This is a genomic window from Flavobacterium sp. ACN6 (genome assembly GCF_002304005.1).
Lineage (GTDB): Bacteria > Bacteroidota > Bacteroidia > Flavobacteriales > Flavobacteriaceae > Flavobacterium.
In genome coordinates, this window is sequence record NZ_MRCQ01000001.1 from 74,798 (window position 1) to 87,680 (window position 12,883).

Annotated in this window: 14 protein-coding genes; 4 read left to right on the forward strand and 10 right to left on the reverse strand. The window is 33.6% G+C overall.

Going from position 1 to position 12,883, the window contains the following annotated elements:
- Nucleotides 1-12 precede the first annotated feature (12 nt).
- Nucleotides 13-924, reverse strand: a complete 912-nt coding sequence (locus tag BSF42_RS00375; RefSeq protein WP_095951145.1) for an OmpA family protein — start codon at nt 922-924, stop codon at nt 13-15.
- Nucleotides 925-1,110: 186 nt separating this feature from the next.
- Between BSF42_RS00375 and BSF42_RS00380 the strand changes: the two genes are divergently transcribed.
- Complete coding sequence (locus BSF42_RS00380; RefSeq protein ID WP_095951146.1) at nt 1,111-1,584, forward strand: CYTH domain-containing protein; 474 nt, start codon at nt 1,111-1,113, stop codon at nt 1,582-1,584.
- Between the two features lies 1 nt (nt 1,585).
- Entirely contained in the window at nt 1,586-2,557 is a 972-nt protein-coding gene (locus tag BSF42_RS00385; protein WP_095951147.1) for a YpdA family putative bacillithiol disulfide reductase, read from the forward strand.
- A 161-nt stretch (nt 2,558-2,718) separates the two neighbouring features.
- On the opposite strand, the gene BSF42_RS00390 is transcribed toward BSF42_RS00385, so the two are convergent.
- Both BSF42_RS00390 and msrA read right to left on the reverse strand, forming a co-directional pair.
- Nucleotides 2,719-4,287 carry a YdiU family protein gene (locus BSF42_RS00390; RefSeq protein WP_095951148.1) on the reverse strand — a complete coding sequence of 523 codons (1,569 nt, stop codon included), beginning with the start codon at nt 4,285-4,287 and terminating at the stop codon, nt 2,719-2,721.
- 84 nt (nt 4,288-4,371) lie between these two features.
- Nucleotides 4,372-4,905, reverse strand: coding sequence for a peptide-methionine (S)-S-oxide reductase MsrA (msrA, locus tag BSF42_RS00395; RefSeq protein ID WP_095951149.1), 534 nt, complete (start codon nt 4,903-4,905; stop codon nt 4,372-4,374).
- Nucleotides 4,906-5,087: 182 nt separating this feature from the next.
- On the opposite strand from msrA, the gene BSF42_RS00400 reads away from it, so the two are divergent.
- Nucleotides 5,088-6,575 (forward strand): aminotransferase class V-fold PLP-dependent enzyme, encoded by a 1,488-nt coding sequence (locus BSF42_RS00400; protein WP_095951150.1) that lies wholly within the window; start codon nt 5,088-5,090, stop codon nt 6,573-6,575.
- A gap of 409 nt (nt 6,576-6,984) precedes the next feature.
- On the opposite strand, the gene BSF42_RS00405 is transcribed toward BSF42_RS00400, so the two are convergent.
- The 6 genes from BSF42_RS00405 to BSF42_RS00430 all read right to left on the reverse strand — a co-directional run bounded on the left by BSF42_RS00405 (nt 6,985) and on the right by BSF42_RS00430 (nt 11,707).
- Nucleotides 6,985-8,727 (reverse strand): APC family permease, encoded by a 1,743-nt coding sequence (locus tag BSF42_RS00405; RefSeq protein ID WP_095951151.1) that lies wholly within the window; start codon nt 8,725-8,727, stop codon nt 6,985-6,987.
- 93 nt (nt 8,728-8,820) lie between these two features.
- Complete coding sequence (locus BSF42_RS00410; protein ID WP_095951152.1) at nt 8,821-9,291, reverse strand: nuclear transport factor 2 family protein; 471 nt, start codon at nt 9,289-9,291, stop codon at nt 8,821-8,823.
- 48 nt (nt 9,292-9,339) lie between these two features.
- The gene (locus BSF42_RS00415) at nt 9,340-9,864 is read right to left on the reverse strand and encodes a hypothetical protein (RefSeq protein ID WP_095951153.1); all 525 of its coding nucleotides are present in this window, start codon (nt 9,862-9,864) and stop codon (nt 9,340-9,342) included.
- 12 nt (nt 9,865-9,876) lie between these two features.
- Nucleotides 9,877-10,353: a hypothetical protein gene (locus BSF42_RS00420; RefSeq protein WP_095951154.1), complete on the reverse strand. Its 477-nt coding sequence runs from the start codon at nt 10,351-10,353 to the stop codon at nt 9,877-9,879.
- A gap of 6 nt (nt 10,354-10,359) precedes the next feature.
- Complete coding sequence (locus tag BSF42_RS00425; protein WP_095951155.1) at nt 10,360-11,037, reverse strand: peptidoglycan DD-metalloendopeptidase family protein; 678 nt, start codon at nt 11,035-11,037, stop codon at nt 10,360-10,362.
- Between the two features lie 4 nt (nt 11,038-11,041).
- On the reverse strand, nt 11,042-11,707 hold the full coding sequence (locus tag BSF42_RS00430; RefSeq protein WP_095951156.1) for a spermidine synthase: 666 nt from the start codon (nt 11,705-11,707) through the stop codon (nt 11,042-11,044).
- A 65-nt stretch (nt 11,708-11,772) separates the two neighbouring features.
- Here BSF42_RS00430 and BSF42_RS00435 point away from each other — a divergent pair, with 65 nt between their 5' ends.
- Nucleotides 11,773-12,324 carry a 1-acyl-sn-glycerol-3-phosphate acyltransferase gene (locus BSF42_RS00435; RefSeq protein WP_095951626.1) on the forward strand — a complete coding sequence of 184 codons (552 nt, stop codon included), beginning with the start codon at nt 11,773-11,775 and terminating at the stop codon, nt 12,322-12,324.
- 83 nt (nt 12,325-12,407) lie between these two features.
- On the opposite strand, the gene BSF42_RS00440 is transcribed toward BSF42_RS00435, so the two are convergent.
- Nucleotides 12,408-12,845 carry a helix-turn-helix transcriptional regulator gene (locus BSF42_RS00440; RefSeq protein WP_095951157.1) on the reverse strand — a complete coding sequence of 146 codons (438 nt, stop codon included), beginning with the start codon at nt 12,843-12,845 and terminating at the stop codon, nt 12,408-12,410.
- Nucleotides 12,846-12,883: the final 38 nt, after the last annotated feature.

Below are 12,883 nucleotides of genomic sequence, written 5' to 3' on the forward strand. Positions count from 1 at the left end.
TGTTTTGATTAGTTATTTAATTGTAATTACTGTTCTTCTGTTTGACGCCTTTCCTTCTGAAGTGTTATTATCACCAATGGGTTCATCTGGACCTTTAGACTGGGTTTCGATCCTAGTTTGGTCTATTCCGTTTTTAGAAAGATAACTTTTAGAAAATTCCGCTCTTTTTTGTCCTAAAACAATATTTGAATCGCGGTTTCCAACATTATCAGAATGTCCAACAGCTAAAACAACAGCATCTTTTACATTTTCTGTATACTTAATAATATCGGCCACTTTTTGTTTTTCTACACTGCTTAAAGTTTGGCTGGACTGATTTGTGTTAAAGTGAAGAAGCAGCGGATCTGCGTTTATTTTGTCTTTTAAAGCGCTCCATTCGTCATTTGTAACAGCAGTAGAATCAATAGTTCCAAAGGTATAAGCTGCAGGTCCTAAAAGCGTATCTGCACTCGTTTTCCAATTGTCTATTATTTCACCTTTAGTAATAAACTGTTTTTCAGTTAATCCTTCTGATACAAAGTAATTCTTAACATCATTTGCCCTTGCCAGACCCAGACTCTCAAAAGAGGTCGTGTTCTTTTCGTCAGATAAAGCATAACCAGTTATTGTTACTTGCTGCTTTGGATTTGAAGCCAGGAATGTCTTTAATTTCTGAATTCCAGTTATAATAGAATCACTTACAGGCATTATTAAAATAGCGCTGTTTTTAAGGAACTTGAAATTATCATTTGTACGATATTCAATTCCAGAACCATTCAATTCAAACGGAACAAAATTTAGCTCTTGAACAGCAGTTGAAGCTGTTTTGGGAGTATCATCCGTTGGTGTTTTCTCATTGCAGTTGCAGCAAAATTTCAGATACAAATAAGTACCCAAAATAATGGTTATTGCAATGCCTAATACATAAAGTGCTTTTTTAGACATAGATGATAAAGTTTAGATTCTATCAAATTTAACTAAAAAAATAACACGTAATGTATTAATAATCAGTTATTTTAATGTTCTTGATTTACGTCTTTAAAATTGAATTAACATTTTTTTGCTTTTCTATATTTTCAACAGCTTGATTAAAATGAGTAACTTGCATAAAAAAAATAACGCACATTTAAAATGGTCGAAATAGAAAGAAAATTTCTTGTGAAATCTGAGGACTTCAAGAAACAAGCTTTTGCTCAAAATAAAATTGCTCAAGGTTATCTTAGTTCTGTTCCAGAACGAACTGTCAGGGTTAGAATTAAGGGAAATAAAGGGTTTATAACTATAAAAGGAATAAGCCACAGCGGTGGTATGTCTCGTTTTGAATGGGAAAATGAAATTCCGCTCGACGAAGCAGCTGAACTTTTGAAATTATGCGAAAAAGGCAAAATAGAAAAGACCCGTTTTGAAATAAAATCCGGAATTCATGTTTATGAAGTTGATGAGTTTTATGGAGAAAACGAAGGTTTAGTTATGGCAGAAATTGAATTAAACTCTGAAACAGAAGCTTTTGAAAAACCAGATTGGCTTGGAGAAGAAGTTACAAACGACGAAAGATATTATAACGCCTATTTGAGTAAAAATCCATTTAAAGAATGGCAGAAATAAAATGACAGAAGCAGCATACGACCTTATTATAGTAGGAGGAGGCCCAATTGGTCTTGCCTGCGCCATCGAAGCCCAAAAGAAAAAATTAAAATATTTAATAATTGAAAAAGGAGCAATTGTAAATAGCATTTTCAATTATCCGCTTTATATGACCTTTTTTTCTACTGCAGAGAGATTGGAAATTGGTGATATTCCGTTTAATTGCTTAGCGCCAAAACCTGGGCGTCAAGAAGCTTTAGAATACTACAGAAACATTCATCGTTATTTTAAATTCAATATTAATTTATTTGAAAAAGTAATCAGCGTTCAAAAAGAAAATAACAAGATTTTCAAAATAACCACCGACAAACAAAATTACGAATCAAGCAATGTTATAATTGCTACAGGTTTTTATGATATTCCGATAGAAATGAATATTTCTGGAGAAAATCTCCCAAAAGTGCGCCACTATTATAAAGAAGCACACGAATATGCATTTAGAAAAATTCTAGTAGTGGGTGCCAATAATTCCTCTGTAGACGCGGCTTTGGAATGCTGGAGAAAAGGCGCCGATGTAACTATGGTGATTCGTAAAAATGAAATTAACAACAGAGTAAAATATTGGGTAAAACCTGATATTGAAAATCGGATTGAAGAGGGAAGTATTAAAGCGTATTTTGAATCTAATATTACTGAAATCAGAGAAAATGAAGTTGAAATTGAAACTCCAAATGGAAAGGTTACACTTGAAAATGATTTTGTTTTAGCATTAACCGGTTATAAACCAGATTTGAATTTCCTAGAAAAAATGGGAATTCAGCTTTCTGACGACGAATTAAAAATTCCGATTTACAATCCTGAAACAATGGAAACAAATGTAGAAGGATTATTTCTTGCAGGCGTTGTCTGCGGCGGTATTCAGACACATAAATGGTTTATTGAAAACTCGCGCGTTCACGCCAGTATGATTGTGAATTATATTACTTCGAAATAGGTTTGCCCCGAATTTCACGAATTTTCGCGGATTTTTTTATTGAATTTAAATTGTCACATCGAGCGAAGTCGAGACGTGCGCAAATTATTTAAGATTTATATTCTAATAAATATTTATATAAAAAAATAGCAAAAATTCGTGAAATTAGTAGCAGAAAAAAATTAAGAACTACAAGAAAGCATTGAACATCCCACTTTAGATCTTGCCCAATCTGGTCGTTTAGCAAACCATTTTTCAGATTCAGGCTGTTCGTCGTATGGATTTTTCAACAGCTGAAATAACTCGTCAACTAAATCATAATTTCCTTTGTCCGCTTCATCTATAGCCAATTGTGCCATATAATTTCTCAGTACATATTTCGGATTTACCAAATTCATTTTCACAGCGCGTTCCTCATCTGACAGCTCTTCACTACTTAAACGTTTAAGATAAACCGATAACCATTTTTGCCAAGAATCTAGAATTTCGCCTTTTATCTCTTCTGGCAAATAAAATGCATATTCGATTTTGTTAAATGCCTGTTCTACAGAATCGTCTTTTTTGATTTGACTTAAATTTCTAAAATAGATAGTCATATCGGTTTCAGATAATTGCAAAATTTCTTCAATTCCTTGAATTATTTTATCATCAGTATTACTTGAAGTAAAGATACCTAATTTACTTAAAAACATATTTTTATAATCTTCTTTAAAATCAACTATAAAGGACTCTAGTATTTTTTCTAATGGTTCAGCTTCATTAATTAATGGATATAGCGCATTGGCGAGTTGATATAAATTCCATTGTGCAATTTGAGGCTGATTTCCGAAACGGTATCTTCTATTTTGACTGTCTGTAGTGTTTGGAGTCCAGTTCGGATCATAGTTTTCCAGCCATCCGTAAGGGCCGTAATCAATTGTGATTCCGTGTATAGACATATTATCGGTATTCATTACGCCATGAACAAATCCGACGCGCTGCCAATGTAAAATCATTTCGCGTGTTGTATCTGCAACTTTTTTAAAGAATTGTAGATACTGCTCTTTCGGTTCACCAGTAATTTCCGGGAAATAATGCTTGATTGTAAATTCTACAAACTCTTTCAGATTTTTAAGTTCATTTCTCGCTGTCAGCATTTCAAAACTTCCAAAACGAATAAATGATGGTGCAACACGGCAGACCACTGCGCCTTTTTCATAAGCAGGGTTTCCATTGTATAAAATGTCTCTTAAAACTTGATCACCAGAAAGAATCAACGAAAGAGATCGAGTAGTGGGAACTCCCAAATAATACATCGCTTCTGCACATAGATATTCTCTGATCGAAGAACGTAAAACAGCCAAACCATCTGCGGTTCTAGAGTACGGTGTTTTTCCAGCACCTTTTAACTGCAGCGTATAAAATTGATTATTGTGTTCAACTTCCGTTAAATTAATAGCACGTCCATCGCCCAATTGTCCAGCCCAATTTCCAAATTGATGTCCGGCGTAACACATAGCATATGGCTGTGTATCAGGAAGAATATCTTTTCCAGAAAAAGCATTTAAAAACTCTTCAGATTGAATCTCTTCTTTTGAAATCCCGACTAAATCGGCAACTTCTTCAGAAGCGTGAATCAATTTCGGATTAGCTGGTTTTGTTGGATTTACATAAGAAAATAACGTATTTTTTACCTGACGAATTTCATTGGTCAATTCTGGATCCGCTGGTAATTCGGCTGTAAATCGATTGTTTATTTTTAGATTTTTCATTTTGTTTCTTTCTTTTTTATTTTGTCACAGATTACACAGATTAGAAGGATTTTATTTGCCTCTAATCTTGACAAAACTTTAAATTTAACCAATTAATTTATCGGCGTACATTTTATTTAGTTTCTGAATTTTTGGATCAATTACGACCTGACAATATCTCGCATCTCGATTTTCATTATAATAATTTTGATGATCATCTTCGGCTTGGTAAAAAACTTCAAAAGGTTTTAATTCCGTAACAATCGGTTCAGGATATGCAGGTTGTACTTCCTGAAAAACTTTTTCAGCTGTTTCCTTCTGTTTTTCATCATGATACAAAACAATAGAACGATATTGCGTCCCTTTGTCACCGCCTTGACGATTTAAAGTTGTTGGATCATGACTTGTCATAAATATAGAAATAAGGTCATGATATGAAATTATGTCAGGATTGAAGGCGACTTGAATCACTTCTGCGTGTCCCGTTCGTCCTGTACAGACTTCGCGGTAAGGTGGATTTTTTATAAACCCGCCGGAGAAACCCGATTGTATTGATTCAACACCTTTTAAACGCTGAATCACAGCTTCAATACACCAAAAACAACCACCTCCAAATGTAGCTATTGTTGAATTTTCCATAAATAATGCTTTCTTTTAGTTGAATGCCTATTAATTCGATAGGATATTGTGATAATTTATTAAAAAAAAGATCTTTTGACTAAAGATATCCAACAGGAATGTAATGTTTGAAGTTTACCATTGATAAATTCGCAATTTTATAAAAAAGCGATATATTTGCAGTCAAACACAAGGCACAACTAATGGATAGCAAAAATAATACCATCACTCTAGAAACTTATTTTCAGGAATTTAGACAAAATATTGTCGGTATAAACCAAGAATTTACGTCACCTTATGGCAGAAAATCAATTATTTATACTGATTGGACTGCCAGTGGAAGGTTATACCGCCCGATTGAGGAAAAATTATTAAATGAATTTGGACCTTTTGTTGCCAATACACATACTGAAACTACGGTGTCTGGTACTGCTATGACAAAAGCGTATCATCATGCAAGACATATTATTAAGCGTCATGCGAATGCCAGTAATGATGACGTTTTAATTACAGATGGAACTGGAATGACGGGAGTTATCAATAAATTCCAGCGCATTTTAGGATTGAAAATTCCAGAGAATTTGAAAAGCTTCACGAATATCCCAGCAGAAAAAAAACCAATTGTTTTTATTTCGCATATGGAGCATCATTCCAATCAAACTTCTTGGCTGGAAACTATTGCAGATGTTGAGATTATTCCGTCTTGCGAGAAAGGACTTTTTAATTTAGAAAATCTTGAATCTTTACTAGAAAAATATAGTGACAGAACAATAAAAATTGCTTCTATTACTGCTTGTTCTAATGTTACGGGTTTGAGAACACCTTTTCATGAAGCAGCAAAATTGATGCACCAGCATAGTGGTGTTTGTTTTGTGGATTTTGCCTGCTCTGGTCCTTATGTAGAAGTGGATATGCATCCTGCAGATCCAGAATCTTATTTGGATGCTGTATTTATGTCGCCTCATAAATTTTTGGGTGGACCTGGAACTTCGGGTGTTTTAATTTTCAATAAAAAATTATACAAAAATATGATTCCTGATTGTCCTGGCGGCGGAACGGTAAGCTGGACAAATCCTTGGGGAGAACATAAATATATTGATAATATAGAAGATCGTGAAGATGGTGGAACGCCTGGTTTTCTTCAAGTTATAAAAACAGCACTTGCAATTGAGCTGAAAGAAGAAATGGGAATCGAAAACATTATGCAGCGTGAGCATGAAATCGTAGATTACGTTTTTAGTGAATTGGATCCTATTTCGAATATCAAAATTTTAGCAGGACAACATAAAGAGCGTCTTGGTGTAATTTCGTTTTTTATAGATGATCTTCATTTTAATTTAGGTGTAAAACTTCTAAATGATCGTTTTGGAATTCAGACCAGAGGCGGATGCAGCTGTGCGGGAACGTACGGACATTATTTACTGCATGTTGATCAGGAAACTTCTAATAAGCTGGTTAATGAAATCACGATTGGTGATTTGATCAAAAAACCGGGATGGATTAGAATGTCTATTCACCCAACGACAACAGATAAAGAGATTGCTTTTGTATGTGAAAGTATAAAAGAAATGGCTGCAAATCATAAAACTTGGGCTTTAGATTATTCTTACGATAGAGACAGAAACGAGTTTATCCATAAAAATGCAACTTCTTTTGAAGATGAATTGGTAGCGAGCTGGTTTAAATCTTAGTTTTTTTTAAACCGTAAAGAGCGCGAAATAAAAATATTAAAGCCGACAGTTTTTTAAAACCTGTCGGTTTTTTTATGATATGACGGGTTTGTTAATAGAAAACTCAAACGTGTCATCCCGAGGAACGAAGGATCGCACACGGAACTCTACAACGCTTAATAAAATTCTGTGCGGAGTTTCTAGTGTGATCCTTCGTTCCTCAAGGATGACATAAAAGCTCTGCAAAACAATAAGATTTACATTTTTTTAGTTGGATTTTGAGATTTCATGAATAAGTGTTTATTTATTAGCCCCGATAGAAGTGAAAATCCTTTTGTGCTGATCCCGAGGCTTCGGGAAGCACAAAAGATCGTAACGGATAGCGGGACTTTAGTTCTTCAAAAAACGTATATTTCTGCTTCTTAAAAAATTACATTATCAAACGTACGCCGCCTAGATCTGAAACGCGGTAAGAGAATTTATTTCCTGGAGAACCGATGAACATAAAGTTTTTGGGAATTTTCCATTTTTGGGAAAGTTCGTCAATTATTTCTGGTCCAAAAACGCCATCTATTTCAATGTATTCAATATCAAGTCCGTCGTAGGCACGGTCCAAAACTTCGAGGTCTTTTTTTAGAGATTCGTTATCTACGGCCTGATTTTTAACATGGACGATTTTCAGTTTTTTGGTGGTCTCATTATCTTCCACATATTGCAAGACTTTGTTGAGAATTGTAATATCGTCACCTTTGGTAAAAAATACAAATTCCTGTGAATTGATTTTTACACTTAAATTTTGAAGATACCGATTGCTTACCACCACCATTTTTCGAAGCGGCTGATAGAAATATTCTAAGGCTTCAATGAGCAGACGAATTAAATTGACGCGGTTGAGCATGATTCCGATAAAAATCAAGGATGGGATCATGTATTGCAAAAAGGTATAAAACGAATTGATATTCAGACGCATATTACCAATAAAAGCAGCAATAATAAAAGTTACCGCGGCTACAACGGCAATACCGCGCGCGCGTTCGGGTCTTGGAAGCTTTTTTCGTTTGTATTTTAAAAGTAAATTACCAATTCCGAATAATGCCATTACGGCTAAAAATGAAAAAGTATAAACCCCAGCCAGTGATTCTAAATGACCGCTTGTAGCAAAAAGCACTGAAATGCAAAGGATTAAAAAGCTGATCACAATTCTGTAATGCGAACCTCTGTTGTTTTGTTTCAGGAAATAATTTGGCAGAATTCTGTCTAATGTCATTCTGTTTAAAAGGCCGGAAACTCCAACAAAAGACGTTAAAACTGCTCCGCAGAGCACCATAACAGCATCGATGGAAATTAGCCAAGCCAGCCACGAACCACCGGTTGTCTGCCCTAAATGTGCCAATAGTGACTCTTTATTTTCTCCAACTTCAGTTAACGGAATTACGCTAACTAATAATATAGCAATCACCGGATTAAAGAAACTTACAATCGCCCACATATTGCGAAGTGTTTTTGGAAAAACTCCGTGTTCTTGTTCTTCCACAAAATTAGCAGAACTTTCGAAACCAGAAATTCCGAGCATTGCTGCCGAAAAACCAAGGAAAAGCGCTGTTTTAATATTATCGTAAGCAATAGGAGCTGCCCAATTGATATGAAAAGTTTCTAATCCGTTGGTCATTACAAACCAAATGGAAGCTAAAACCAGCAAAGTTAAAGTTGCAATGTGGGTCAGGAAAATGATAACAGCCACAAATGCAGATTCTCCAATTCCTAAAATGGCTAGTCCTGTAAATAAAACTAGCACTACGACGGTTGCAATTGTAACATTTAGTCCTTCAAAAATTCCGTGCAAATAGTGCATGCCTTCAGACGCCGAAATTACCGCAGTTGCCATGTAGGATAAAACAGTTAAAGTCGCAGCCAAAGAAGCCAATCGCTTGGTTGAAGTGTTTAGTAAAACATTGTAAGCTCCTCCGTTTAGTGGAATTGCTCCAACCACTTCTCCGTAAATTTTTCGGAATAGAAATAATACAACAGCAACAATTAAAAGTGAAATCCAAGCATATTGCCCAGCATATAAAATGGTTAATGCGGAAACATAAAGACAGGAAGAACTAATATCATTGCCACAAATTGCAGTTGCCTGTAATTGATTTAATTTTTTGTGTACGATTTCTTTCATCAGTATTTAAGATTAACACTTTTAGTAAAAAACAATAAGTAACAAATAAATTATAATCGGGGCAAAGGCAGTTTGAGTTTTGAATTCAAAAAATTATTTTACCTCTTGAAATTTTTGTAATGATAATAAAGCCTGCTTTTGTACTTTTTTCTGAAAAAAACCAGTCCATCCTAATAAATAACCTGTAGTGCCGAAAGCTTGTTTTGACCATTTCCAGACATCAAAACTATCGGTATGCTTAATAATTAAGCCCTCTTTAAAAACAAATTCGGCGTAAATTTTATTAATAACTTTTCTGTTTGTTTTGCTAAAATTGTATGTAGCAGTCCAATTGGCAGAACCTGTAGAGTCGTCAGCTTTTACATTAGAAAACTCAATTTTTAAATTCCCTTTACTTTTTAAAAGCAGCATCTCCCACATTTTAGAAACCTGATCTTCTTTTAGTAAACCAAAGGCCGGATCAATAAAGTGTACCTTTGGATGGTAGCAGTCACTCATTGTTTTGGCATCTGCATTTGCAAAAGCGGTGTAGAATTTTGTAATTAAGGTTTCATTTGCATTCATACTGAAATTTTTAATGTTAAATATAAGATTTATTAGATTAAAAAATCATTATAAAACACTAATTTCTTTCGCAGTATCGTATGTTTTTTTTGATTTGTCAAATACAGTCGAAAAATAGTTCATTTTATTGTGAGCTGTAAAATATCCAGTTTGATTACCAAAAGTTGTTGGCCCGCCGGCAATTATAAACCTAACAGCATAAATATCATTCTTTTTAAGTTTCAGCCATTCTGCAGGAGTAAAATAATAATAAGAAGTTGTTTTACCGTCTGTAGATTCTTTTACATTTTTGTCTGTGCAGGCAATAACATCGGCATTTGAAAGATCTACATATAGACCTCCAGCAATTCTTGCCTTGTCGTTTGCCGTTGCAGCTGTAATTTTTAAAATACCGCCTTTATCCGTTTTTGCTATTTGAATATTAACTTCGCCAGTATAAGCATATTTTTCGCAGATAAAAGTGTAATCCTGTGTTGCAGGAAAAGGAGCAGAGCCCTTTACACTTATAGTTTGCTGTGCGATGGCAAAAGTTGAAACAAATAGTAATAGAAAAAACGGTAATTTAAAATTCATAATTTATGTGTTTTATTGATCGGCTAATTTGGCGTCAAATTTTTCATCCCAATCCATTGATTTTATGGCTGAAATAAGGTTTTCATCATTTACAAATACTCGCAGCTCTTTATTTGCTACTTTCTTTGAGTATAACGCATGGTAGCGGTAAATGACTTCATTTTTGGTTTTGTAAACTCCATCTAATTTTAAATCAATAAAACTTCCGTAATATTGTCTAAATCTTTGGCAGGTTTTGGTCAAACGTTCTTCTGTCGTGTTTTCCAAAACCGATTTAGTTACTTCCGTTTCATTAAAAGGTTTAAATTTTGAGGTGTTACAAGTTTCTAAAACTCTTTTTCCTAAATCATACGCTTTTTGCTGCTGATTTGCACTTATGTCGGCTCCAGAAACTTTTTTAATTTTTAAATCTTCTGTATCTCTGCTTACTGTTTTCGATTTACATCCAATTAATAATAACAAACATATAATCAATCCTGCTTTCTTCATAACTATTTAAGTAATTTTTAATAATAAGTTAGGGTCGGGACAATTTTCTATATAAAAGTTCAGGTCTTTTGTGTTGCAGACACCTGGATAATCTCCCCAGTAATCTTCAATTTTATGAATGATTTGAAAATGGACATGCGGGGCATAATCACCATTTACTGAGGCATTTCCTAAAGTGGCAATTTTTTCGCCCTTCTTAAATTGTTCTCCGATATTTAATTTTTCTATACTTTCTAACGACAAATGACCGTATAAAGTATAAAATTTTTCATTTTCTATTTGATGTTCTAATATTATGGTAGGGCCGTAATCGCCTAAACCAATATTATTTTTAAAACTATGGACTTTACCGTCTAATGCAGCAAGAACAGCAGTTCCAGCCTCTGCCCATAAATCTAAACCAATATGAATATTTCGCTCAGGCTTAGATTCGTTTAAAAATATCGAGCTGCGCTGGTACAAAAAGCGGCCTTCGATATAACCGCCAAAAGCAACTTTAGCATTATTTTCTTTTAGATAACTTAAAATGTATTTTTCAAAATCTTCAGAGGTATCTAACTTCTCTTCCATTAAATCTTTATTCGAAACCGATAAATTTAACGGCGTATATTCTGAAATTTTAATTGATTCATCAATAACTTTAGTAGGTGGTAAGGCGTTTAAAATAGAGGCAAGGGGTTTCATAAATTTAAGCAACTTTTTTTATAATTATTAATTCATTGTGTACTTCTATGCGGGGCAGCATTTTTGTTGTAAACAATTTTGGATTTACTTCAGAAATATATTTTCTGTTTCTAACATTGTGGGCTTCATCGAGAATCATCGTATTAAATAAAACATAACCATTGTCTTTTAAAAGAGTACAAATTCTGTCTACAAAAAATTTTTCAAATAAAAAGTTCGGCATATTAGTATCTTCAAAAATGTCAATTATAATAAGATTGTACCTGTCTTTGGTTTTTAAAACAAATTCAAAAGCATCATCAATTACTACTTCTAGTTGTTTGATTTGATTAAGATTGAAATATTCGTTGGCAATCTGAATCATATCCGGATCAATTTCAACGCCTGTTATTTTATGCTTATAATCAATTTCATCTACTAATGTTTTAACAACACTGCCGCCGGCCACTCCTAATAATAAAATATGATCCATTTTTAAAATGGTTTCATAGCCAATATTGCGAAGACCGTAACGCAAAATACGCTGCAGGCTTCCGTACGAATAATTTGTGTTTTCAGAATCTAATACTAATTCACCATTTGCCCAAGTCACTTCAATAATTTTACTTCTGGCAGATTTCTTTTTAAAGATTTTAATAGGAATTATATAACTGAAAAATTTTCGAATCATTTTTGAATGCTTTTACTCAAATTTAGTATTAAATCTTTTATTTTGCACCAAATAATATGTCTTTAATGAAAAAACTATTGTACAAATTCCTATTTTTTAAGCTAATGGGCTGGAAAATAGTAGGAATAAAAAATGCCGAAATCAAAAAATGTATACTAATGGTAATGCCTCATACGAGTAATCACGATTTTTATATAGGACTTTTCACGCGTGGTATATCAGGATTACAGATGAATTGGGTAGGAAAGAAGGAATTGTTTAAGTTTCCTTTCGGCTATTATTTCAGAAATGTTGGAGGAGAACCTTTGGACCGATCCGGCGGCTTAAATAAGGTAGATTCAATTGCTGCCATTTTTGACCGAAAAGAAATCTTCCGATTGGCTGTTGCTCCAGAAGGAACTCGAAAAGAGGTAAAAGAAATTAAAACAGGATTTTACTATATCGCGCTTAAAGCGAATGTTCCAATTGTTCCTGTAGCTTTTAATTGGGGCAAAAAAGAAGTTAGTTTTGGTGAAGCATTTTATCCAACTGGAAATTATGAGGCTGATTTTGAAATTTTGAAAAAACATTATCAAGGCGTTTCAGGAAAAATTCCAGAAAATGGCTTTCCACTATAATTTTTAAAGATTTTTTCAAATGCGTGAGAATCGCGTAAATAAAAAAAATATTTACCTGTGTCCAAATATGCGATAATTTTAAATTAGGAAGAATACGTTTTAAAAGTTCCATTTTTGTAAAAGAATACAATTTTTTCAATTTCGCTTTCTTCCGAGTTTAAATTTGGGCTTTTTAATTCAGACGGAAATTTTGTTTCCGTTTTTTTATTTTCATTTACTTCAATTCTATAAAATAAATCTTTGTCAGAATTTTGAATTGAAATAGGTAAGGGAGGTAAAATTTTTTCTTCGTCATTTTTCGGGAAATTTCCTCTTCCAATTAAAATCCAATAAAGATCTACATCTGGAAAAACTTCCAAAATTTTCATAACAAAATCTAAACTTGGTTTGTTTCTGCCAGATAATAGGTGAGACATACTCGAACGCTGCACACCAATTTTATCAGCAAATGCAGAGGCATTTAGTCCATAATAGTCTAGTACAATCTCAAGTCTTTTTACAAAATCATCTATGTTTACCATTGTAAATTCTAGTTTTAGAAATGCGTATTTACAAATGT

Bases quoted from the DNA above. Each gene is read 5' to 3' on its own strand.
- BSF42_RS00435 (WP_095951626.1), top strand. From the start codon at position 11,773: ATGAAAAAACTATTGTACAAATTCCTATTTTTTAAGCTAATGGGCTGG.
- BSF42_RS00400 (WP_095951150.1), top strand. From the start codon at position 5,088: ATGGATAGCAAAAATAATACCATCACTCTAGAAACTTATTTTCAGGAA.
- BSF42_RS00425 (WP_095951155.1), bottom strand. From the start codon at position 11,037: ATGAAACCCCTTGCCTCTATTTTAAACGCCTTACCACCTACTAAAGTT.
- BSF42_RS00415 (WP_095951153.1), bottom strand. From the start codon at position 9,864: ATGAATTTTAAATTACCGTTTTTTCTATTACTATTTGTTTCAACTTTT.
- BSF42_RS00440 (WP_095951157.1), bottom strand. From the start codon at position 12,845: ATGGTAAACATAGATGATTTTGTAAAAAGACTTGAGATTGTACTAGAC.
- BSF42_RS00380 (WP_095951146.1), top strand. From the start codon at position 1,111: ATGGTCGAAATAGAAAGAAAATTTCTTGTGAAATCTGAGGACTTCAAG.
- BSF42_RS00390 (WP_095951148.1), bottom strand. From the start codon at position 4,287: ATGAAAAATCTAAAAATAAACAATCGATTTACAGCCGAATTACCAGCG.
- BSF42_RS00375 (WP_095951145.1), bottom strand. From the start codon at position 924: ATGTCTAAAAAAGCACTTTATGTATTAGGCATTGCAATAACCATTATT.
- msrA (WP_095951149.1), bottom strand. From the start codon at position 4,905: ATGGAAAATTCAACAATAGCTACATTTGGAGGTGGTTGTTTTTGGTGT.
- BSF42_RS00430 (WP_095951156.1), bottom strand. From the start codon at position 11,707: ATGATTCGAAAATTTTTCAGTTATATAATTCCTATTAAAATCTTTAAA.
- BSF42_RS00385 (WP_095951147.1), top strand. From the start codon at position 1,586: ATGACAGAAGCAGCATACGACCTTATTATAGTAGGAGGAGGCCCAATT.
- BSF42_RS00420 (WP_095951154.1), bottom strand. From the start codon at position 10,353: ATGAAGAAAGCAGGATTGATTATATGTTTGTTATTATTAATTGGATGT.
- BSF42_RS00410 (WP_095951152.1), bottom strand. From the start codon at position 9,291: ATGAATGCAAATGAAACCTTAATTACAAAATTCTACACCGCTTTTGCA.
- BSF42_RS00405 (WP_095951151.1), bottom strand. From the start codon at position 8,727: ATGAAAGAAATCGTACACAAAAAATTAAATCAATTACAGGCAACTGCA.